At 67.1% G+C, this 20,844-nt stretch carries 19 protein-coding genes; 1 reads left to right on the forward strand and 18 read right to left on the reverse strand.

Annotation, left to right across the window (positions count from 1 at the left end; all coding sequences use genetic code 11):
* The first annotated feature begins 64 nt into the window (after positions 1 to 64).
* Positions 65 to 544: a DUF721 domain-containing protein gene (locus tag DIE02_RS23330; protein WP_044844228.1), complete on the forward strand. Its 480-nt coding sequence runs from the start codon at positions 65 to 67 to the stop codon at positions 542 to 544.
* Positions 545 to 632: 88 nt separating this feature from the next.
* On the opposite strand, the gene lpxC is transcribed toward DIE02_RS23330, so the two are convergent.
* From lpxC to coq7, 18 genes are all read right to left on the reverse strand, one after another.
* A complete protein-coding gene (gene lpxC, locus DIE02_RS23335; RefSeq protein WP_044844229.1) occupies positions 633 to 1,550 on the reverse strand; it encodes a UDP-3-O-acyl-N-acetylglucosamine deacetylase in 918 nt (305 codons plus the stop codon).
* 240 nt (positions 1,551 to 1,790) lie between these two features.
* The gene (locus DIE02_RS23340) at positions 1,791 to 2,297 is read right to left on the reverse strand and encodes a peroxiredoxin (protein WP_044844230.1); all 507 of its coding nucleotides are present in this window, start codon (positions 2,295 to 2,297) and stop codon (positions 1,791 to 1,793) included.
* 189 nt (positions 2,298 to 2,486) lie between these two features.
* The gene (gene ftsZ / locus DIE02_RS23345) at positions 2,487 to 3,680 is read right to left on the reverse strand and encodes a cell division protein FtsZ (protein ID WP_044844231.1); all 1,194 of its coding nucleotides are present in this window, start codon (positions 3,678 to 3,680) and stop codon (positions 2,487 to 2,489) included.
* Positions 3,681 to 3,791: 111 nt separating this feature from the next.
* The gene (gene ftsA / locus DIE02_RS23355) at positions 3,792 to 5,024 is read right to left on the reverse strand and encodes a cell division protein FtsA (protein WP_044844232.1); all 1,233 of its coding nucleotides are present in this window, start codon (positions 5,022 to 5,024) and stop codon (positions 3,792 to 3,794) included.
* 26 nt (positions 5,025 to 5,050) lie between these two features.
* Positions 5,051 to 5,803 (reverse strand): cell division protein FtsQ/DivIB, encoded by a 753-nt coding sequence (locus DIE02_RS23360; RefSeq protein ID WP_124520021.1) that lies wholly within the window; start codon positions 5,801 to 5,803, stop codon positions 5,051 to 5,053.
* A gap of 19 nt (positions 5,804 to 5,822) precedes the next feature.
* A complete protein-coding gene (locus DIE02_RS23365; protein ID WP_040143319.1) occupies positions 5,823 to 6,764 on the reverse strand; it encodes a D-alanine--D-alanine ligase in 942 nt (313 codons plus the stop codon).
* Position 6,765: 1 nt separating this feature from the next.
* Positions 6,766 to 8,163, reverse strand: coding sequence for a UDP-N-acetylmuramate--L-alanine ligase (gene murC, locus DIE02_RS23370; protein ID WP_044844234.1), 1,398 nt, complete (start codon positions 8,161 to 8,163; stop codon positions 6,766 to 6,768).
* Positions 8,160 to 9,263 carry an undecaprenyldiphospho-muramoylpentapeptide beta-N-acetylglucosaminyltransferase gene (gene murG, locus DIE02_RS23375; RefSeq protein WP_044844235.1) on the reverse strand — a complete coding sequence of 368 codons (1,104 nt, stop codon included), beginning with the start codon at positions 9,261 to 9,263 and terminating at the stop codon, positions 8,160 to 8,162. The genes murC and murG overlap by 4 nt, the downstream gene beginning before the upstream one ends.
* Positions 9,260 to 10,543 (reverse strand): putative lipid II flippase FtsW, encoded by a 1,284-nt coding sequence (ftsW, locus tag DIE02_RS23380; RefSeq protein WP_044844236.1) that lies wholly within the window; start codon positions 10,541 to 10,543, stop codon positions 9,260 to 9,262. The genes murG and ftsW overlap by 4 nt, the downstream gene beginning before the upstream one ends.
* Entirely contained in the window at positions 10,540 to 12,051 is a 1,512-nt protein-coding gene (murD, locus tag DIE02_RS23385) for a UDP-N-acetylmuramoyl-L-alanine--D-glutamate ligase (RefSeq protein ID WP_044844237.1), read from the reverse strand. The genes ftsW and murD overlap by 4 nt, the downstream gene beginning before the upstream one ends.
* A gap of 28 nt (positions 12,052 to 12,079) precedes the next feature.
* Complete coding sequence (gene mraY / locus DIE02_RS23390) at positions 12,080 to 13,249, reverse strand: phospho-N-acetylmuramoyl-pentapeptide-transferase (RefSeq protein WP_006752439.1); 1,170 nt, start codon at positions 13,247 to 13,249, stop codon at positions 12,080 to 12,082.
* 16 nt (positions 13,250 to 13,265) lie between these two features.
* Complete coding sequence (murF, locus tag DIE02_RS23395) at positions 13,266 to 14,672, reverse strand: UDP-N-acetylmuramoyl-tripeptide--D-alanyl-D-alanine ligase (RefSeq protein WP_124488221.1); 1,407 nt, start codon at positions 14,670 to 14,672, stop codon at positions 13,266 to 13,268.
* Entirely contained in the window at positions 14,669 to 16,207 is a 1,539-nt protein-coding gene (locus DIE02_RS23400; RefSeq protein ID WP_124488220.1) for a UDP-N-acetylmuramoyl-L-alanyl-D-glutamate--2,6-diaminopimelate ligase, read from the reverse strand. Before DIE02_RS23400 ends, murF begins: the two co-directional genes overlap by 4 nt.
* Positions 16,204 to 18,051, reverse strand: coding sequence for a penicillin-binding protein 2 (locus DIE02_RS23405; RefSeq protein ID WP_124488219.1), 1,848 nt, complete (start codon positions 18,049 to 18,051; stop codon positions 16,204 to 16,206). Before DIE02_RS23405 ends, DIE02_RS23400 begins: the two co-directional genes overlap by 4 nt.
* Complete coding sequence (gene ftsL / locus DIE02_RS23410; RefSeq protein WP_044844241.1) at positions 18,048 to 18,389, reverse strand: cell division protein FtsL; 342 nt, start codon at positions 18,387 to 18,389, stop codon at positions 18,048 to 18,050. Before ftsL ends, DIE02_RS23405 begins: the two co-directional genes overlap by 4 nt.
* Complete coding sequence (gene rsmH / locus DIE02_RS23415; RefSeq protein ID WP_044844251.1) at positions 18,386 to 19,327, reverse strand: 16S rRNA (cytosine(1402)-N(4))-methyltransferase RsmH; 942 nt, start codon at positions 19,325 to 19,327, stop codon at positions 18,386 to 18,388. The genes ftsL and rsmH overlap by 4 nt, the downstream gene beginning before the upstream one ends.
* Positions 19,328 to 19,350: 23 nt before the next feature.
* Positions 19,351 to 19,779, reverse strand: coding sequence for a division/cell wall cluster transcriptional repressor MraZ (gene mraZ, locus DIE02_RS23420; protein ID WP_006400450.1), 429 nt, complete (start codon positions 19,777 to 19,779; stop codon positions 19,351 to 19,353).
* Positions 19,780 to 20,167: 388 nt separating this feature from the next.
* Positions 20,168 to 20,794, reverse strand: coding sequence for a 2-polyprenyl-3-methyl-6-methoxy-1,4-benzoquinone monooxygenase (gene coq7 / locus DIE02_RS23425; protein WP_124488218.1), 627 nt, complete (start codon positions 20,792 to 20,794; stop codon positions 20,168 to 20,170).
* Positions 20,795 to 20,844 lie beyond the last annotated feature (50 nt).

Consider the following 20,844-nt stretch of genomic DNA (forward strand, 5'->3'; position numbering starts at 1 on the left):
GGGAGCCGGCGCGGGTACAATCGGCGTCGACGTCCGCGCCCGTGCGCGCCCGAAGAATGCCTCGATGAACCGATTTTCCAAGCGTTTCGGCCCGCTCCCCGCATATCGCCCGCAACCCGTGTCCGAAGTGCTCAACCGCACCGACGCGTTCGCGGCGCTGCGCGCCGGCGTCGAACAGGTCGCGTCGCTGCAGCGCGACCTCGCGGCGCTCCTGCCCGACTATCTTGCGAGTCATGTCGAACCGGGCTCCATCAAGGACGGCACCCTGACCCTCTTTGCCGCGCACAATGCGCTCGCGGCCCGCCTGCGGCAGGTCGAGCCGCGCCTGCTCGCCGATCTCCAGAAGCGCGGCTGGCCGGTCTCGGCGCTGCGCGTACGCGTGCGGCCGAAGGACGCGCCGGAACCGCCGCACGTGAAGCAGGCGCGCATGACGACCGTCGGCGCCGCCGCGTTGCGCGAGCTCGCCGATCACCTCGAGCCATCGCCGCTGCAGGCCGCGCTCGCGCGGATGGCCGCACGGCACGGTGCGAAGTCGTCGCGCTGAACGCGCACCGCCACCGCCCGTGCGGGCCGGCCGCCCAATAAAAAAGCGACCCGAGGGTCGCTTTTTATCGCGGCGCGCCGGACGCCGATCAGGCGAAGGCCGTCTGCGCGTCGAACGCGAAGCCCTTCGGCGCAGCCTGCGGATCGTCGAACGTGACGATCTCGTACGCGTCTTCGTGCGCGAGCAGTTCGCGCAGCAGCGCGTTGTTCAGCCCGTGCCCCGACTTGTACGCGGTGTACGACGCCAGCAGCGGATGGCCGACCACGTACAGGTCGCCGATCGCATCGAGCATCTTGTGCTTCACGAACTCGTCGTCGTAACGCAGCCCGTCGTTGTTCAGGATCCGGTACTCGTCGAGCACGATCGCGTTGTCCATGCTGCCGCCGCGCGCGAGACCCAGCTCGCGCATCATTTCGACTTCATGGGCAAAACCGAACGTGCGCGCACGCGCGATCTCGCGCACGTACGACGTATTCGCGAAATCGACCTCGAGTTCCTGGCCGGTCTTGTCGACGGCCGGGTGACGAAAGTCGATCGTGAACTTCAGCTTGAAGCCGAAATACGGATCGAGACGCGCGAACTTGTCGCCGTCGCGGATTTCGACCGGCTTCTTCACCTTGATGAAGCGCTTCGGCGCGTTCTGCTCCTCGATGCCCGCGGACTGGATCAGGAACACGAAGGACGCGGCGCTGCCGTCCATGATCGGGATTTCCTCGGCCGTCACATCGACATAGAGGTTGTCGATGCCGAGGCCGGCGCACGCCGACATCAGGTGCTCGACGGTCGACACGCGCGCTCCATCCTTCTGCAGCACCGACGCGAGCCGCGTGTCGCCGATCGACATCGCGGATGCCGGAATGTCGACAGGCGTGGGCAGGTCGACGCGCGAGAATACGATCCCCGTGCCCGGCGCGGCCGGGCGGAGCGTCAGTTCGACCTTGCGGCCCGAGTGGAGACCGATGCCCACGGTCTTCACGATCGATTTGATGGTGCGCTGCTTCAACATGGTGTTCTTCGTCTTGATTGAGAATATCAATCAGGAGTTATATTCGATAGGTGAGATTATAGCGTAATTCCCTATTCGACGCTGTTTGAAACTGCGTATCAATCTGTTTCGACTGGTTACCCGCGCCGATACGGGACGGGCCGATGCCCGGAACGGAGGCGTTTCCGGTCATCGGCCCGTGTTACAACTGCCCTGAGGCCGGTGAGCAGCGTTGCCGGCAGGCAACGGCGCACCGCACGATCAGGACTTCAACGTCGCGAGCACACTCGCCGCATCGCTCACTTCGAACTTGCCCGGCGCTTCGACGGCCAGCGTCTTGACCACACCGTCGTCGACCACCATCGCGTAGCGCAGGGAACGGATTCCCATGCCACGCGCGGACAAATCCTGCGTCAGCCCCAGCGCATGAGTGAAAGCAGCGCTGCCGTCCGCCATCATGCGCACCTTGCCCGCGGTGTGCAGATCACGTCCCCATGCGCCCATCACGAATGCGTCGTTGACGGACACGCACCAGAGCTCGTCGATGCCCGCCGAGCGCAGTTGCTCGGCGTGCTCGACATAGCCCGGCACATGCTGCGCCGAGCAGGTCGGCGTGAAAGCTCCCGGCAATCCGAAGATCACCACCCGCTTTCCCGCAACCTGGTCGCGCACGCTGAAGGCATTCGGCCCCAGCGTGCAGCCTTCGCGCGCGTCGTCGATGAACTCGAACAGTTGCGCGTCGGGCAGCGCGTCGCCCACTTGAATCATGGCTGGTCCCTCATAGCGATACGGTTTTTCAGCGTGTTGCGGACAGCACGGCCCATCCCGCCTCGCTCGAGCGAAGAGGGCACGTTTCCCGGCCCGGCGTCGCATCCGACGCGGCCTGTCGTGGTCCGTGGCATCCGTCACGCCGGCGTTACCGCGGCAAACTTGCCGCGGCTTCGCCTGTGTGCGTCGTCAGTCAGCCTGCTTGCGCAGGAAAGCCGGGATGTCGTACGTGTCGACACCCTTCTCCTGCAGCGCCTGCACGTGCGATGCCGCGGTTTCGCGCGAGTTGCGCCACACCGCCGGCGTATCGAGCGCGCCGTAGTCGGCCGTGCTGACGTGCTGCGGCTGCGCATAGCCGTGCGAGACGTTGACCGGCTGGTTGTCGGTGCCGGTGCGCAGCAGCGTCATCGGAGCCGATTGCTGCTTCTTCGCCGCACGGCCCAGACCCGTCGCCACGACCGTCACGCGCAGCGCATCGCCCATCGCGTCGTCGTACACCGCACCGAAGATCACCGTGGCATCTTCCGCCGCGTAGCTCTTGATCGTGTTCATCACTTCGCGCGTTTCCGACAGGCGCAGCGAACGGCTCGACGTGATGTTGACCAGCACGCCGCGCGCGCCCGACAGATCGACACCTTCGAGCAGCGGGCTCGCCACGGCCTGTTCCGCCGCGAGGCGTGCGCGATCGACGCCGGCGACCGTCGCCGTGCCCATCATCGCCTTGCCCTGCTCGCCCATCACCGTCTTCACGTCTTCGAAGTCGACGTTCACGAGGCCATCGACATTGATGATTTCGGCAATGCCCGCAACCGCGTTGTTCAACACGTCGTCCGCGCACTGGAAGCACTTGTCCATCTCGGCGTCATCGCCCATCACGTCGAACAGCTTGTCGTTCAGGACGACGATCAGCGAGTCGACGTGATCCTCCAGTTGCTGCGAGCCTGCTTCCGCGACGCGCATGCGCTTGCCGCCTTCGAATTCGAACGGCTTGCTGACGACACCAACCGTCAGGATGCCCATCTCCTTCGCGATCTGCGCGACCACCGGCGCCGCGCCCGTGCCCGTGCCGCCACCCATGCCGGCCGTGATGAACACCATGTGCGCGCCACGCAGTGCGTCGGCGATGCGCTCGCGCGCCTCTTCCGCCGCCGCCTTGCCCATTTCCGGCTTCGCGCCGGCGCCGAGGCCCGTGTTGCCGAGCTGGATCACGGACGGTGCGCGCGCACGCGACAGCGCCTGTGCGTCGGTGTTCATCACGATGAAGTCGACGCCCTGCACGCCACGGTTGATCATGTGCTGAACGGCATTGCCGCCAGCGCCGCCAACGCCGACCACCTTGATGATGGTGCCGTTGGTTTCGGTTTCCAGCATTTCGAATTCCATTGTTGCCTCCGTCAAGAAAATAGAACTACTCGGCCGTTATTCGGCAGGAGATCGGGCAACCCCCTGTCGCGCGCCAGCCGCCGGCACCGGCGCGAATTTCGATTCGGTATGTCAAAAGTTGCTCAGGAACCATTCCTTCATCCGCGAGAAGATCTGCCCCGCGTTGCCGGACTGCACGGCGACCTTGCGACCGCGCATGCGCTGTGCACTGCCTTCGACCAGCAGGCCCATCGCCGTCGAGTAGCGCGGGTTGCGCACCACGTCGGCGAGGCCGCCTGCGTATTCCGGCGCGCCGATGCGCACCGGCTTCAGGAAAATGTCTTCGCCGAGCTCGACCATGCCCGGCATCATCGAAGCCCCGCCGGTAATGACCACGCCGGAGCTCAGCAGTTCTTCGTAACCCGACTCGCGCACGACCTGCTGCACGAGCGAGAACAGTTCCTCGACGCGCGGCTCGATCACGGCGGCAAGCGCCTGGCGCGACAGCGTGCGCGGACCGCGTTCGCCGAGGCCCGGCACTTCGACCATCTCGTCCGGATCGGCGAGCGCCTGCTTCGCGATCCCGTAGCCGACCTTGATGTCTTCCGCGTCCGGCGTCGGCGTGCGCAGCGCCATCGCGATGTCGCTCGTGATCTGGTCGCCGGCGATCGGAATCACCGCGGTGTGGCGGATCGCGCCTTCGGCGAAGATCGCGATGTCGGTCGTGCCGCCGCCGACGTCGACCAGCACCACGCCGAGATCCTTCTCGTCTTCAGTCAGCACGGCCAGCGACGACGCGAGCGGCTGCAGGATCAGGTCGTTCACTTCCAGCCCGCAGCGGCGCACGCACTTGACGATGTTCTGCGCGGCGCTGACCGCACCGGTCACGATGTGCACCTTCACCTCGAGGCGGATCCCGCTCATGCCGATCGGCTCGCGCACGTCTTCCTGGCCGTCGATGATGAATTCCTGCGTGAGGATGTGCAGCACCTGCTGGTCGGTCGGGATGTTGATCGCCTTCGCGGTCTCGATCACGCGCGCGACGTCGGTCTGCGTGACTTCCTTGTCCTTGATCGCGACCATCCCGCTCGAGTTGAAGCTGCGAATGTGGCTGCCGGCGATCCCCGTGAACACGTTGGTGATCTTGCAGTCGGCCATCAGCTCGGCTTCCTCGAGCGCGCGCTGGATCGACTGCACGGTGGCCTCGATGTTGACCACCACGCCCTTCTTCAGACCTTTCGACTCGCTCTGGCCGAGGCCGATCACCTCGTAATGGCCTTCGCCCTTCAGCTCGGCGACGATGGCCACCACCTTCGACGTGCCGATGTCGAGGGAAACCAGCAGATCCTTGTAGTCTTTGCTCATAAAGTGCTCTTGCGTGTGATCTCTCGTTACTTCTTGCGCTTGTCGGTATCGGTCAGGAACCGCATGCCTGCCGCACGAATCGCGAATCCGTTCGGATAACGCAGGTCCGCGTACTCGATGTCGTTGCCCCAACGCTCCGTGACGGCCGGCCACGCGGCGACGAGGCGCTGGCTCCGGTCATGCAGCGACTCGCTGTTGCGTTCCTTGCCCAGCTCGACCTGCATGCCGTTCGACAGCTTCACCGTCCACGCGTAGCGCGCCGACAGCGTCACTTCTTCCGGCGCCGCCTTCAGCGGCGCAAACCAGTTCGCGAAGTCGTGATACCGCGTGACGACTTCCTTCGCACTGCCCTCCGGGCCGTCGAACGCGGGCAATTCCTGATCCAGTTCGCCCTGGTTCGCGGTGAACAGCTCGCCGTCGACGCTCACGAGCTGCGCACTGCCCCAGGTCCCGAGCGGTTTGTACTCCTCGAGCGTGACAGCCAGCGCATTCGGCCACACCCGGCGCACGCTCGCGTGGCGCACCCACGGCATCTGCTCGAACGCGGCCCGCGCCGCGTCGAGATCGACCGTGAAGAAATTGCCCTTCAGCCGGCCGACCACGCCCGCACGCACCGTCGGCGAGTTGATGTGCTCGGTGTCACCATCGATCCGGATTTCGCGCAGCGCGAACGTCGGACGCTGGATCAGCCAGTAGCAGCCGGCCGCCGCCAACACGAGCAGCAACAGCGCGTACAGCGCGCTGGCGGCAAGGTTGAGTTGGCGAACGTTGTTCCACATACGTCGTTCCGTTCCTGCGTCAGTCGTTGAGCGTAAGCGACAGCACCTTCACGACCAGCTCCGAATAGCTGATGCCGATCGAGCGCGCGGCCTTCGGCGGCAGCGAGTGATCGGTCATCCCGGGGGCCGTGTTCACTTCCAGGAAATACGCGTTGCCGGCGGCGTCGAGCATGAAGTCCGCCCGGCCCCAGTCGGTGCAACCGAGCACGTCGAACGCGCGGCGCGCGATACGCTTCAGTTCCGCTTCCTGTTCGGCGGGCAGCCCGCACGGAATCAGGTACTGCGTGTCGTCGGCGACATACTTCGCGTGGTAGTCGTAGAACTCGCCGGCCGGCACGATCTTGATCAGCGGCAGGTCGAGATCGCCGGCGATGCACGCGGTGTATTCGCCGCCGCCTTCGATGCTCTTCTCGACGATCACGATCTTGTCGTGCGTCGCCGCTTCCGACAGTGCGGCGGGCAACGCGTCGGCCGTCTTCACCTTCAGCACCGCGACGCTCGAGCCTTCGCTCGCCGGCTTCACGAACAGCGGCAGGCCGAGCTTCGCGACGATGTCCGTCGCGCGCGCCGCGTAGTCGTCGCCGCGCATCACCGTCTCGAACGGCGGCGTCGGCACGCCCGTCTGCTGCCACACGAGCTTCGTGCGGAACTTGTCGAGGCCGAGCGCCGAGCCGAGCACGCCGCTGCCCGTGTAGCGGATCCCGTAGAAATCGAGTGCGCCCTGGATCTGGCCGTTCTCGCCGTAGCCGCCGTGCAGCGCGTTGAACGCGCGCACGAAGCCTTCGTCCTTCAGCGCCGACAGCGGCCGCTCGGCCGGGTCGAACGGATGCGCGTCGACGCCCGCGTCGCGCAGGCCCTGCAGCACGAGGCGGCCCGAGGTGAGCGACACCTCGCGCTCGGCGGATTCGCCGCCGAACAACACCGCCACCTTGCCGAAACGTTTCGGATCGATCCCGCTCATGTCATGCCTTCTGTTGAGTGTGTTGCACGAGCTTCGCCGGCACGCCGCCGATCGAACCCGCGCCCATCGTGATCACCACGTCGCCGTTCTGCGCGACCTTCGCCAATGCATCCGGCACGTCGTCGACCGTCGCGACGAACACCGGGTCAACCTTCCCCACCGCGCGCAGCGCACGCGACAGCGCGTCGCCGTTGGCCGTCGCGATCGCCGCTTCGCCCGCGGCATAGACTTCCGTCAGCACCAGCGCGTCGACCGTCGACAGCACGTTGACGAAATCGTCGAAGCAGTCGCGCGTGCGCGTGTAGCGGTGCGGCTGGAACGCCAGCACGAGGCGGCGGCCCGGGAACGCGCCGCGCGCGGCCGCGATCGTCGCGGCCATCTCGACCGGGTGGTGGCCGTAATCGTCGATCAGCGTGTACTGGCCGCCGTCCGCGCTCGGCACCTCGCCATAGCGCTGGAAGCGCCGGCCGACGCCGTTGAATTCCGCGAGCGCCAGCTGGATCGCGTCGTCCGCCACGCCGAGATCGGTCGCGATCGCGATCGCCGCGAGCGCGTTCTGCACGTTGTGCAGGCCCGGCAGGTTCAGCACCACCGCGAGCGGCGCACGGCCTTCGCGGATCACCGTGAAGTGCATGCGGCCGTCGCGCGCGTCGATGTCTTCCGCGCGCACCTGCGCGTCCGGCGACAGCCCGTAGCGCACGACCGGCTTCGAGATGAACGGGATGATCTGCCGCACGTTCGGATCGTCGACGCACACCACCGCGCTGCCGTAGAACGGCAGGCGCTGCGTGAACTCGATGAACGCCTGCTTGAGCCGCGCGAAATCGTGGCCGTAAGTGTCCATGTGATCGGCGTCGATGTTCGTGATGACTTCGATCACCGGATACAGGTTCAGGAACGACGCGTCCGACTCGTCGGCCTCGGCGACGATGAAGTCGCCCGTGCCGAGCCGCGCGTTCGCGCCGGCGCTGATCAGCCGGCCGCCGATCACGAAGGTCGGGTCGAGGCCGCCTGCCGCGAGCACGCTCGCGACGAGGCTCGTCGTCGTGGTCTTGCCGTGCGTGCCGGCGATCGCGATGCCCTGCTTCAGGCGCATCAGTTCCGCGAGCATCACCGCGCGCTGCACGATCGGCACGCGCTGGCTACGCGCGGCCAGCACCTCGGGGTTGTCCGAGCGCACGGCCGTCGATACGACGACCGCGTTCGCGCCCTCGATGTTCGCCGCGTCGTGGCCGATCGCGATCCGCGCGCCGAGCGCCTCGAGACGGTCGGTCACCGCGTTGCGCGACAGGTCGGAGCCGCTGACCTCGTAGCCGAGGTTGACGAGCACTTCGGCGATGCCGCTCATGCCCGCGCCGCCGATCCCGACGAAATGAATGTGTTTGACGATGTGTTTCATTGCAGTTTTTCCAGGTTCGCGCCGGCCGCCTTCGCGCAGACACGCGCGACTTCGTCGGTGGCCTCGGGCTTCGCCAGCGAGCGCGAACGCTCCGCCATGTCCGCGAGCGACGCCCGCGACTGGCCGCGCAGCCAGTCGGCGAGCAGTTCCGCCGACAGGTCGCGTTGTTGCACCAGCACCGCCGCGCCCGCATCGGCGAGGAACGCGGCGTTGGTCGTCTGGTGGTCGTCGACCGCGTACGGGAACGGCACGAACAGCGCCGCCACGCCCACCGCCGCGATCTCCGACACCGTCATCGCGCCGGAACGGCAGATCACGAGATCCGCCGCCGCGTACGCGCTCGCCATGTCGTCGATGAACGGCACGAGCCGCACGTCTTCGCCGGCCGCGAAACCGGCCGCTTCGTAATTCGCCTTCAGCGCGTCGATGTGCTTCGCGCCGGCCTGGTGCACGACGCGCGGGCGCTCGTCCGGCGTCAGCAGCGCCAGCGCGCGCGGCACGACTTCGTTCAGCGCGGCCGCACCGAGGCTGCCGCCGACGACCAGCACGTTCAGCGGGCCGCTGCGCGACGCATAGCGTGCTTTGGGCGGTTCCGTGTGCGCAAGTTCCGCACGAATCGGGTTGCCCGTCCATTCCGCGTGCGGCAGCGCGCCGGGAAACGCGACGAGCACGCGTTTGGCCAGTTTCGCGAGCACCTTGTTGGTCAGGCCCGCAATCGAATTCTGTTCGTGCAGCACGAGCGGACGACCCGACAGCGCGGCCATCACGCCCGCCGGGAACGTGATGTAGCCCCCCATCCCGAGCACGACGTCCGGCCGCACGCGGCGCAGCGCGCCGAGGCTCTGCCAGCATGCGCGCAGCAGGTTGAACGGCAGCGTCAGCTTGGTCTTCAGGCCCTTGCCGCGCAGTCCGCCGAAGCGCACGTATTCCATCGGAATGCCGTGCTTCGGCACGAGCGTCGCTTCCATCCCGGCCGGATTGCCGAGCCACACGACGCGCCAGCCCGCCGCTTCCATCCGGTGCGCGACCGCGAGCCCCGGGAACACGTGGCCCCCGGTGCCGCCTGCCATCACCATCAGCGTGCGTCGCGACGCGGTCATACCTTCCCTCCCCGCATCAGGACGCGATTTTCATAATCGACCCGCAGCAGCACCGCGAGCGCGACACAGTTCAGCAGGATGCCCGAACCGCCATAGCTCACGAGCGGCAGCGTCAGGCCCTTGGTCGGCAGCAGGCCGAGGTTCACGCCCATGTTGATGAACGTCTGCGCGCCGAACCAGATACCGATGCCCTTCGCCGTCAGGCCCGCGAACGTGCGATCGAGCGCGAGCGCCTGGCGGCCGATCTCGAACGCGCGGCGCACGATCCAGTAGAACAGCAGGATCACGACCATCACGCCGACGAAGCCGAGTTCCTCGCCGATCACCGCGAGGATGAAGTCGGTATGCGCTTCGGGCAGGTAGTTCAGCTTCTCGACGCTGCCGCCGAGGCCGACGCCGAACCACTCGCCGCGGCCGAACGCGATCAGCGAATGCGTGAGCTGGTACGCCTTGCCCTGCGCATACCGTTCGTCCCACGGATCGAGATACGCGAAGATCCGCTCGCGGCGCCATGGCGACAGCCATACGAGCATCGTGAAGGTGCCGACCGCCGTCGCGACCAGGCCGCCGAACAGCTTGCCGTTCACGCCGCCGAGGAACAGCACGCCCATCGCGATCGCGGCGACCACCATGAACGCGCCCATGTCCGGCTCGAGCAGCAGCAGCGCGCCGACGAGACCGACCGCGAACGCCATCGGCAGAAAGCCTTTCGCGAAGCTCTGCATGTACTCCTGCTTGCGCACCGTGTAGTTCGCCGCGTAGATCGTCACCGCGAGCTTCATGATTTCCGACGGCTGCATGTTCGTGATGCCGAGCGGAATCCAGCGGCGCGCGCCGTTCACGCCCTTGCCGACGTGCGGGATCAGCACGATCACAAGGCCGACCAGCGCGATCAGGAAGAGATGCGGCGCGTATTTGTCCCAAGTCGACACCGGCACGCGGAACGCGATCACCGCCGCGATGAACGCAACGACGAGCGACACGCAGTGGCGCATCAGGAACGCGTAATCGTGATACGACGCGTATTTCGGCGAATCGGGCATCGCGATCGACGCCGAATACACCATCACGACGCCGAGCCCGAGCAGCGCGATCGCGACCCACAGCAGCGAGTAGTCGAAGTCGAGCATCCGCGAGCGGCTCGGCCGCACGCCGTTGACGACGCTCGCGAGGCCGCCGGTCGCAGCGCGCGTGGCGGACGCGACGCGGCCGCCGGCGGCATTGCCGCCGGTGTCGCGCCGGTCGTTGAAACGGGAGACGAGGCGATCGGACCAGCTCATGGCGTCGCTCCTTTGTCGATGGCGACTTCATCCACCGCCGCGCGGAACACCTCCGCGCGATGGGCGTAGTTCCTGAACATGTCGAGGCTCGCGCACGCGGGCGACAGCAGCACCGCATCGCCCGGCTCGGCGAGCTCGGCGGCGGCACGCACCGCGCCTTCGAGCGTCGCGTGGTCCGCGAGCGGCACGCCGGTTTCGGCGAGCGTGTCGCGAATCGCCGGCGCGTCGCGGCCGATCAGCATCACCGCACGACACCAGCGCGCGACCGGCGCGACCAGCGGCGCGAAATCCTGCCCCTTGCCGTCGCCGCCGGCGATCAGCACGATCTTCTGCGCGAGCCCGTCGAGCGCGGCCACCGTCGCGCCGACGTTCGTTCCCTTGCTGTCATCGACGTAGTCCACGTCGTCGATCGTCGCGATCACTTCGACGCGATGCGCCTCGCCGCGGTATTCGCGCAGCGCGTGCAGCAGCGGCGCTGCGGCCAAGTCGATCGCACGCGCGAGCGCGAACGCGGCCAGCGCGTTCGCCGCGTTGTGCAGCCCGCGGATGCGCAGCGCGTCGACCGGCATCAGGCGCTTCTGCGCGATGTCGGGCGTATGCGCGCCGTCGCGCTTGCGCCGGCGGGTCGTCGTCGTTTCGTCCGGCGCGTCGCGGTCGACCGCTTCGACCAGCCACGCGATACCGTTATCGCGCGACAGCCCGTAGTCGCCGTCCTGCACCGGTTCGTTCAGCCCGAACGTGACCGTGCGCGCCGCATCGGCCGCGCCGGCGGCCGGCGCGAACTTCATCACGGCCGCATCGTCGCGGTTGAGCACGCGCGTGGTCGTCGCGCCGAAGATCCGGCCCTTCGCGGCCGCATACGCGTCGAAGCTGCCGTGCCAGTCGAGGTGATCCTGCGTGATGTTGAGAATCGCGGCCGCGTCGGGTGCGAACGTGCGCGCCGTCTCGAGCTGGAAGCTCGACAGTTCGAGCACCCAGACGTCGGGCAGCGCCGTCTCGTCGATCGCGCCCGCGAGCCGGTCGAGCATCGCCGGGCTGATGTTGCCGGCGACGGCGACCTTCTTGCCCGAACGCCGGCACAGCAGGCCCGTCAGGCTCGTCGTCGTGGTCTTGCCGTTGGTGCCGGTGATCGCGAGCACCTTCGGCTGGTAGCCGCTCGTGCCGAGCGCGCGCAGCGCCTGCGCGAAGAATTCCAGTTCGCCCCAGACCGCGATCGCGCGCTCGTTCGCGGCCGCGATCAGCGCCGCCAGCGCAGGTTCGAGCGGCGACAGGCCGGGGCTCAGCCCGACGATCTCGACGCCGCCGTCGAGCAGCGCGGGCGTGAACGGCCCGCCGACGAACTCCGCATCGATGCCTTCGGCCTGCAGCGCGGCAAGGTTCGGCGGCGCCTCGCGGGTATCGGCAATACGCAGCCGGCACCCGTGCCTCGCGCACCACCGCGCGATCGCGAGGCCCGATTCACCGAGCCCCAGTACGAGCACCATCGGCCGCTGCCGATCTCCAAACATCTCGCCAGACATCCTTGTTACCTTTCCTTTACCGCAGCTTGAGGGTGGACAGACCGAACAGGCACAGCATCAGCGTGATGATCCAGAAACGCACCACCACCTGCGTTTCCTTCCAGCCGGACAATTCGAAATGGTGATGCAGCGGCGCCATCTTCAGCAGGCGCCGCCCTTCGCCGTAACGCTTCTTCGTGTACTTGAACCACGACACCTGCAGCATCACCGACAGCGTTTCCGCGACGAAGATGCCGCCCATGATGAACAGCACGATTTCCTGGCGCACGATCACCGCGACCGTGCCGAGCGCGCCACCGAGCGCCAGCGCGCCGACGTCGCCCATGAACACCTGCGCGGGGTGCGTGTTGTACCAGAGGAACGCGAGCCCTGCCCCGCCCATCGCGGAACAGAAGATCAGCAGTTCGCCGGCGCCCGGGATGTGCGGGAACAGCAGGTATTTCGAATAGACCGAGCTGCCCATCACGTACGCGAACACGCCGAGCGACCCGCCGACCAGCACGACCGGCATGATCACGAGCCCGTCGAGGCCGTCGGTCAGGTTCACCGCGTTGCTCGCGCCGACGATCACGAAATACGTCAGCACGATGAAGCCCCAGACGCCCAGCGGATAGCTGATCGACTTCAGGAACGGCAGCATCAGGTCGGCCCGCGCCGGCAGCCCCATCGACAGGCCGCTCCTCACCCACGCCATGAACAGGTCGAACACGCGCACGTTGTTCGCCTCGGACACGCTGAATGCGAGGTAGACCGCCGCGAACAGCCCGATCACCGACTGCCAGAAATACTTTTCGCGCGACGACATCCCGCGCGGGTCCTTGTAGACGACCTTGCGGTAATCGTCGACCCAGCCAATCACGCCGAAGCCGAACGTGACGAGCATCACGATCCAGATGAAACGGTTCGTCAGGTCGCCCCACAGCAGCGTCGCGACCGCGATGCCGATCAGGATCAGCACGCCGCCCATCGTCGGCGTGCCGGACTTGACGAGATGGCTTTGCGGGCCGTCCTTGCGCACGGCCTGCCCGACCTTCATTTGCGTCAGCTTGCGGATCACCCACGGTCCGCACACGAGCCCGATACCGAGCGCGGTGATGGTAGCCATCACCGCACGGAACGTCAGGTACGTGAACAAGCGCAAAAAGCTTGCGTCTCCCTGCAGCCATTGCGCCAGCGCCAGCAGCATGCTTCCTTCCTTCTACTCAGTGTGCAGCGGGCACCGTGCCCGCCGCGGGTTGGTTCGTCAGCGCGTCGACCACGCGCTCCATCTTCATGTACCGCGAGCCCTTCACGAGCACCGTCGCCCGCGCGCCATAGCCCGCCGCGAGCAGCGCCGTCACCAGCGCGCCGACGTCGCCGAAGTGGCGGGCCGTCTCGCCGTACGCCGTGCACGCATCGCGCGACGCGTCGCCGAGCGTGAACAGCGCATCGATGCCGCGCTCGCGCGCATACGCACCGACCTCCCGGTGAAATGCCGGGCCTTCGTCGCCGACTTCACCCATGTCGCCGATCACCAGCACGCGCGGCGCCGGATGGGCAGCAAGCACGTCGATCGCCGCACGCATCGAATCGGGGTTCGCGTTGTACGTATCGTCGACGACCGTCGCGCCCGCGAGGCTGCCGGCGATCGCCTGCTTCACCTGGAGCCGGCCCTTGACCGGTTCGAACGACTCGAGGCCCTGCTTGATCGCCGACAGTTCGACACCCGCGCCCAGCGCCGCGGCCGTCGCGGCCAGCGCGTTGCGCGCGTTGTGCTCGCCGAGCGCACGCAACCGCACCGTGACGGCGCCCGCCGGCGTGTCGATCGCGAGTTCGCCGCCGTGAAGGCGACCGACGACCTGCGCATCGTTCTGCCGTTCGGCGTCGTGCAGTGCGAAATCGAGGATCCGGTTGCCGGTCGCCGCGACGCGCCAGATGCCCGCGTACGCATCGTCGGCCGGGAACACCGCGACGCCGTCCGGCGGCAGCGCGTGGATCACGGCCGCGTGTTCGAGCGCGACGGCTTCGACCGTCGCCATGAATTCCTGGTGTTCGCGCTGCGCATTGTTGACGAGCGCGACCGTGGGCGCGGTGAGGCGCGCCAGAACTTCGGTCTCGCCCGGGTGGTTCATGCCGATCTCGATCACTGCGAGGCGATGCGCGGTCGACAGGCGCAGCAACGTCAGCGGCAGCCCGACGTCGTTGTTCAGGTTGCCGGCCGTCGCGAGCCGCGCGTCGGCACCGACCGCCGCGGCGAAGATCGACGCGATCATTTCCTTGACGGTCGTCTTGCCGTTGCTGCCCGTCACCGCGACGAGCGGCAGCGCGAATCGTTTGCGCCAGCCGTGCGCGAGCGCGCCGAGCGCGGCACGCGTTTCGCCGCCTTCGATCGCCGGCATCGCGAGACCCGCCGGCACGTGTGCGACGAGCGCCGCCGACGCGCCGCACGCGGCCACGTCGCCGAGGAAGTCGTGCGCGTCGAAGCGCTCGCCCTTCAGCGCGACGAACAGGTCGCCAGGGCCGACCGTGCGGCTGTCCGTCGACACGCGCTCGAACGTGGTGTCCGGATCGCCGTGGACGGTGGCGCCGGGAATCAGGCGGGCGGCTTCGCCCAGACTGAGCATCGTCATTCGCCGCCTCCCTTGCCATGCGTCGCGCGTGCCGCGAGTGCGAGCCGCGCGTGATCCTGATCGGAGAACGTGCGCTTCTTGCCCATGATTTCCTGCGTTGCCTCGTGCCCCTTGCCGGCCAGCACGACGACATCCTCGCGGGCGGCGCCGCGCACGGCCTGCAGGATCGCGCTCGCGCGATCCTCGATGCGGCGTGCGCGATCGGGCGTGGTCATGCCCGAGATGACCTGATCGATGATGCGCTGCGGATCCTCGCTGCGCGGGTTGTCGCTCGTGACGACGACTTCGTCGGCGAGCCGCTCGGCGATCGCGCCCATCAACGGACGCTTGGTCGCATCGCGATCGCCGCCGCAGCCGAACATGCAGACGAGCCGGCCGCCGCGCGCCGCCGCGATCGGGCGCAACGCGTCGAGCGTCTTCTCTAGCGCGTCGGGCGTATGTGCATAGTCGATCACGACCAGCGGTTCATCGTTCGCCAGCCGGCCGCCAAGGCGCTGCATGCGGCCGTTGACGGACTCGAGCCGCGCAATCTCCGCGACCGCCGCGTCGAATGGCAGGTCGGCCGCGAGCAGCGAGCCGAGCACCGCGAGCAGGTTGCTGACGTTGAACGTGCCGAGCGTGCCGACCTCGATGTCCGCGTCGCCCCACGACGAGCGCAGGCGGAATGCCGTGCCCGTGGCGGTCGCGCGCACGTCGAGCGCGACCAGCTCGCGATCGGCGTCGGCCGCGTGCGCGTCGCCGATCCCGTAGGCAATCGTGCGCACGCGGCCGGCCAGCTTCTCGAGCAGGCGGCGGCCGGCTGCGTCGTCGCGATTGACGACCGCCGCGCGCAGGCCGCGCCATGCGAACAGCTTCGACTTCGAGGCTTCATACGCGTCGAACGTGCCGTGATAGTCGAGGTGATCCTGCGTGAGATTCGTGAAGACGGCGATGTCGAATGCAGTGCCGTTCACGCGGCCCTGGTGCAGCGCGTGCGACGACACTTCCATCGCGACGGCCTTTGCGCCCGCGTCGTGCAGTTGCGCGAGGCTGCGCTGCAGCTGCGGCGCGTCCGGCGTCGTGAAGCCGGTCGGCACCAGCTGCCCCGGCATGCCGCTGCCGAGCGTGCCGATCAGCGCGCACGGCTGGTGCAGCGCCGTCAGCGCGGCCGCGATCCAGTGCGTGCACGACGTCTTGCCGTTGGTGCCGGTCACGCCGATGGCGAGCAGGCTGTCGCTCGGGTCGCCGTACCAGCCGCTGGCGATCTCGCCGGCCAGCTGGTCGAGCGCCGGCACCGCGAGTGCGACGGGTGCGGCCGGCTCGGCCGCGAGGCCTTCCGGCTGATACAGCACGGCGGCCGCACCGCGGGAAACGGCCTCGGCAATGAAGGCGCGATTGTCTGCCCCGTCGACCGCATAGCCGAGAAACACGTCGCCTGCCTGCAGGCTGCGCGTGTCGGCATGCAGTTGCGCCGCGGGGGCCACATGCTGGCGCAGCCACGCAAGCGCGGCCGCGATCTGCTGATGCGCCGGATGGGAACTGCGAGCGGCGCTCATCGAACAACTCCTGGTGAATTACGTGTCGTGCTGGATACGATCATATGCTTCGCACCGCCGCCGGCGGCGAGCTTTTGCGGGCCCGTCCTGGCGGGCGTGCCCGGCGTGTCGTCGGACACGACCAGCTGCTTGATCGGCATGTTCGGCGGCACGTTCAGCGCACGCATCGTATCGCCCGCGATCGCCGAGAATACGGGGCCCGACACCTGGCCGCCGAAGTGGCTGCCGGCGGTCGGCTCGTCGACCGACACCGCGATCACGACGCGTGGATTCGGCATCGGCGCCATCCCGACGAACGACGCGCGGTACTTGCGCGTGTAGCCGTGACCTTCATGCTTGTACGCGGTACCGCTCTTGCCGCCGACCCGATAACCCGGCACGGCCGCATCCGGCGACGTGCCGCCCGGCGCGACCACCGTCTCGAGCATCGCGCGCACTTCGCGCGCGGTGGTCGGGTTGAACACCTGCGTGCCCACGATCGGCTGATTGGGGTCGGTCTTGAAAATGGTCACGGGCATCAGCTCGCCGTCGTGCGCGATCGCCGTGTAGGCGCGCGCGAGCTGGAACAGCGACACCGACAGGCCGTAGCCGTACGACATCGTCGCCTGCTCGATGCGCCGCCAGTTCTTCCACGGACGCAGGCGGCCGGCCACCGCGCCCGGGAACCCGACCTTCGGCGCCTGACCGAGGCCGATGCTCGTATACATATTCCACATTTCCTCGGGCCGCATCGTCATCGCGATCTTCGTCGCGCCGATGTTGCTCGACTTCTGGATCACGCCGCCGACCGTCAGCGTGCCGAAACCCGCGTCGTCGGTGATCGGCGCGCCGTCGAGCACGAAATGCCCATTGCCCGTTTCGACGAGCGTGTTCGGCGTCACGCGGTGCAGGTCGAGCGCGAGCGACACCGTAAACGGCTTCATGATCGAGCCTGGCTCGAACACGTCGGTCATGATCCGGTTGCGCAACTGCTCGCCCGTCATGCGCGAACGGTCGTTCGGGTTGTACGTCGGATAGTTGACGAGCGCGAGCACCTCGCCGGTACGCACGTCGACCACCATCGCTGCGCCGGCCTTCGCCTTGAACTTCTCGACGGCGGCCTTCAGGTTCGCATACGCGATGTACTGGATCTTGCTGTCGATCGACAGGTCGACGTCCGTCCCGTTGTGCGGCGGAATCTGCTCGGCGACGTCCTCGACGATGTGCCCCATCCGGTCCTTGATCACGCGGCGCACGCCGGACGTGCCGGACAGCATCTTCTGGTCGCCGAGCTCGACGCCTTCCTGCCCTTCGTCCTCGACGTTCGTGAAGCCGATCAGGTGAGCGGTGATCTCGCCCTCCGGATAGAAGCGCTTGTATTCGTTGCGCTGATAGACGCCGGGGATGTCGAGCGCGGCGACCTTGTCCGCGATGTCGATCGGCACCTGGCGCTTCACGTAGACGAAACCCTTGTCTTCCGACAGCTTCACGCGCAGTTCCTTCGGCGTCATGCCGAGGAGCTTGCCGAGCTGATTGACCTTGTCCGCGCCGAGATCGTCCGGCACCGCATCCGGAATCGCCCAGATCGCGCGCACGGGCAGGCTCGTCGCGAGCACGAGCCCGTTACGGTCGAGGATCTTGCCGCGCGTGGCCGGCAGCTCGATCGTGCGCTGGTAGCGGCTTTCGCCCTGCTTCTGATAGAACGCGTTGCCGGGCCCCTGGATCCAGAACGCCCGCGCGGCCAGTGCGACGAACGCCATGAACAGCAGGAACACGACGAATTTCGAGCGCCACATCGGCAGGTGCACGCCGAGCACGGGGCTCGACGAGAATTTCACGTCCTGGCGCTTTTGTGCCGGCTTCATCGCGCGCCTCCCCCGCCCTTGGCGGCCGTCTCGGCCGAAGCCGGAATCGGTGCGTCGATCGCCTTCACGGCGCCCGGCGGCAGCGTCAGGTATTGGGTGCGCCCCGTCGTGATCGCCTGCATCTTCAGCGAATCGTTCGCGAGTTGCTCGATACGCGACGTCTTCGACAGCGCGCTCTGCTGATATTGAAGCTGCGCGTAGTCCTGCTGGAGCTGACGCTCCTGCGACTGCGCGCGCTGCAGCTGGATGAAGATCTGGCGCTGCTGGTTCGTCGAGTTGACGACCGACAGCGCGCAGCCCATCACGATGATCAGCAGGAAGATATTGAAGCGGCTCATGGCGTGACGCGCTCCGCGATGCGCATCACGGCCGACCGGGCGCGCGGATTCGCGGCAACTTCCGCTTCGCTCGGAAACTGGCGGCTGATGATCTTGAGCGGCGGGCTCGGGAGGTCGACGGCGCGGATCGGCAGGCGACGATCGACCGCAGGCGCGCTCGCGTGCGCCTGCATGAATCGCTTGACGATCCGGTCCTCGAGTGAATGAAAGCTGATGACCACCAGCCGCCCCCCTTGCTCCAGTAACGACAATGCCGCGTCTAGTACGACTTGCAGGTCCGCAAGCTCTTGATTGACGTGAATCCGTATAGCCTGAAACGTGCGGGTTGCCGGATCCTTGCCCTTCTCACGGGTTTTGACGACGTTACCCACGATTTGGGCAAGCTCGCCCGTGGTGTCGAGAGGCCCAAGACGGTCGGACTCTGCCCGGCGAGCAACAAGCGCCTTTGCAATCTGAAAAGCAAACCGTTCTTCCCCATAATCCCGTATCACCTCCGTCAATTCCTGCACCGAAGCCCGCGCGAGCCACTCGGCCGCCGACTCGCCGCGCGTCGGATCCATTCGCATGTCCAGCGGGCCATCCGCGCGAAAGCTGAAGCCGCGCGCCGGATCGTCCACCTGCGGCGAGGACACGCCCAGGTCCAGCAACACACCCGACACCTTCTCGACGCCGCGCGCCGCAAGCGCGTCGCGCATCGATGCAAAGCTGTCATGCACGATCGAGAAGCGCGCATCCTCGATGCGCTGCGCCGTCTCGATCGCCCTCGGATCCTTGTCGAACGCGATCAGCCGGCCGGCCGCCGCCAGCCGCGCGAGCACCGCGCGGCTGTGACCGCCGCGCCCGAACGTACCGTCGACATAAATGCCGTCCGGCCGCGTCACGAGCGAATCGACCGCTTCGTCCAGAAGCACGGTCCGATGCTGCAATTCGTTTCCCATCGCGGGCGTCTCCGTCACCGCAATCAGAACGTGAAATTCTTCAGCGCGTCGGGCATGCCCTGCGCCATCGCTGCCTGCTCCTTCGCGATGTAGGTCTGCGAATCCCACAGCTCGAAGTGACTACCCATTCCCAACAACATGACTTCCTTTTCCAGTCCGGCCGCCATCCGCAGCTCGGGCGATACGAGAATCCGGCCCGCGCTGTCGAGATCGACATCCATTGCATTGCCGAGAAAGATCCGCCGCCACCAATGTGCATCCATCGGCAGCGCGGCGATCTTGGCGCGGAATACCTCCCATTCGGGGCGCGGAAACAGCAACAGGCAGCCGTCCGGGTGCTTGGTCACAGTCACCCGTCCTTCTGCCTGTCCTTGCAGCGCTTCGCGATAGCGAGCCGGCACCGACATCCGCCCTTTCGCATCGAGCGTCAGCGCCGACGCCCCTTGGAACACTTTCCGCTCTCCCGTTCAGGGCACCGAAGCACCCGCTCAACGCTCAAGAATTTAGCCCGAATAGCCCGCCAAATCACACAAAAATACACTTTCTCACACTGTCTCCCACTTTAGAGGAAGGGTTTAGCACGGTCAAGGGAGCGGCCCGGTTTTTTGACGAATTTTGTTAGTTAGAACAAGGACTTACGCGCACATGCTCATGCGGCCCCTCATACCAAAAACCGTTATAAATGAATGAGCTAGTGCAACTTGTGAAGGTGATACGTGAGAAAGGCGGGCCAGACTGGCGTGCGGACGGGGCTTTCGGGGGCGGGAAAACGCGGAAAAAACGGGCGGTATCGATGGGTGACGGAGGTGGGCGGCGTCATGCGCCGCCCACCTCCGAATGTCACAGATAGTATGCAGTGCGCGTCATGACTTTCGACGCGGCGCGCATCAGCATCCGTGCGGGCAGCGGCAGTTCGATCCCGCCGGCATCGGTCGCGGCCTTGCCGTGCTTCACCTCGTCGAGCCGCATCTGCTCGACGATCGCGCGCGACGCCGTGTCGGTCGCCGGCAGCTCGGACAGGTGCCCGTCGAGGTGGCTCTCGACCTGACGCTCCGTCTCCGCCATGAAGCCGAGGCTGACCTTGTCGCCCAGCGTGCCGGCGACGACACCGATCGCGAGCGCGCCGGCGTACCACAGCGGGTTGAGCAGGCTCGGACGCGAATCGAGTTCCTTCAGCCGGTGCGCGGTCCACGCGAGATGATCCTCCTCCTCGCGCGCGGCTTCCTCGAACATCGCCTTCGACGACGACGAGCGCGCGGTCAGCTTCTGCGCCTGATAAAGCGCCTGCGCACAGACCTCGCCGACGTGGTTCACGCGCATCAGCCCTGCGGCATGCGTGCGCTCCGCGGGGGTCAGTTCGCCGGCCGGCGGCTCCGCCGGCGCGGGCACCGGGCGGCTCATCCGGCTAATGCCGGTCAGCGATCGCAGGCCGCGATCGAATTCGCTGATCAGTTCGTCCAACACCATCCTGTTCTCCTGGCTGCGTGCGCTGCCGCGGGCGGCAACGGCACGTGCTC

Source organism: Burkholderia sp. Bp8991 (genome assembly GCF_003853795.1).
GTDB lineage: Bacteria > Pseudomonadota > Gammaproteobacteria > Burkholderiales > Burkholderiaceae > Burkholderia.

What these genes read in the sequence shown, in the direction of transcription:
- DIE02_RS23330 (WP_044844228.1), top strand. Translation starts at nt 65, where the DNA reads ATGAACCGATTTTCCAAGCGTTTCGGCCCGCTCCCCGCATATCGCCCG.
- lpxC (WP_044844229.1), bottom strand. Translation starts at nt 1,550, where the DNA reads ATGTTGAAGCAGCGCACCATCAAATCGATCGTGAAGACCGTGGGCATC.
- DIE02_RS23340 (WP_044844230.1), bottom strand. Translation starts at nt 2,297, where the DNA reads ATGATTCAAGTGGGCGACGCGCTGCCCGACGCGCAACTGTTCGAGTTC.
- ftsZ (WP_044844231.1), bottom strand. Translation starts at nt 3,680, where the DNA reads ATGGAATTCGAAATGCTGGAAACCGAAACCAACGGCACCATCATCAAG.
- ftsA (WP_044844232.1), bottom strand. Translation starts at nt 5,024, where the DNA reads ATGAGCAAAGACTACAAGGATCTGCTGGTTTCCCTCGACATCGGCACG.
- DIE02_RS23360 (WP_124520021.1), bottom strand. Translation starts at nt 5,803, where the DNA reads ATGTGGAACAACGTTCGCCAACTCAACCTTGCCGCCAGCGCGCTGTAC.
- DIE02_RS23365 (WP_040143319.1), bottom strand. Translation starts at nt 6,764, where the DNA reads ATGAGCGGGATCGATCCGAAACGTTTCGGCAAGGTGGCGGTGTTGTTC.
- murC (WP_044844234.1), bottom strand. Translation starts at nt 8,163, where the DNA reads ATGAAACACATCGTCAAACACATTCATTTCGTCGGGATCGGCGGCGCG.
- murG (WP_044844235.1), bottom strand. Translation starts at nt 9,263, where the DNA reads ATGACCGCGTCGCGACGCACGCTGATGGTGATGGCAGGCGGCACCGGG.
- ftsW (WP_044844236.1), bottom strand. Translation starts at nt 10,543, where the DNA reads ATGAGCTGGTCCGATCGCCTCGTCTCCCGTTTCAACGACCGGCGCGAC.
- murD (WP_044844237.1), bottom strand. Translation starts at nt 12,051, where the DNA reads ATGTTTGGAGATCGGCAGCGGCCGATGGTGCTCGTACTGGGGCTCGGT.
- mraY (WP_006752439.1), bottom strand. Translation starts at nt 13,249, where the DNA reads ATGCTGCTGGCGCTGGCGCAATGGCTGCAGGGAGACGCAAGCTTTTTG.
- murF (WP_124488221.1), bottom strand. Translation starts at nt 14,672, where the DNA reads ATGACGATGCTCAGTCTGGGCGAAGCCGCCCGCCTGATTCCCGGCGCC.
- DIE02_RS23400 (WP_124488220.1), bottom strand. Translation starts at nt 16,207, where the DNA reads ATGAGCGCCGCTCGCAGTTCCCATCCGGCGCATCAGCAGATCGCGGCC.
- DIE02_RS23405 (WP_124488219.1), bottom strand. Translation starts at nt 18,051, where the DNA reads ATGAAGCCGGCACAAAAGCGCCAGGACGTGAAATTCTCGTCGAGCCCC.
- ftsL (WP_044844241.1), bottom strand. Translation starts at nt 18,389, where the DNA reads ATGAGCCGCTTCAATATCTTCCTGCTGATCATCGTGATGGGCTGCGCG.
- rsmH (WP_044844251.1), bottom strand. Translation starts at nt 19,327, where the DNA reads ATGGGAAACGAATTGCAGCATCGGACCGTGCTTCTGGACGAAGCGGTC.
- coq7 (WP_124488218.1), bottom strand. Translation starts at nt 20,794, where the DNA reads ATGGTGTTGGACGAACTGATCAGCGAATTCGATCGCGGCCTGCGATCG.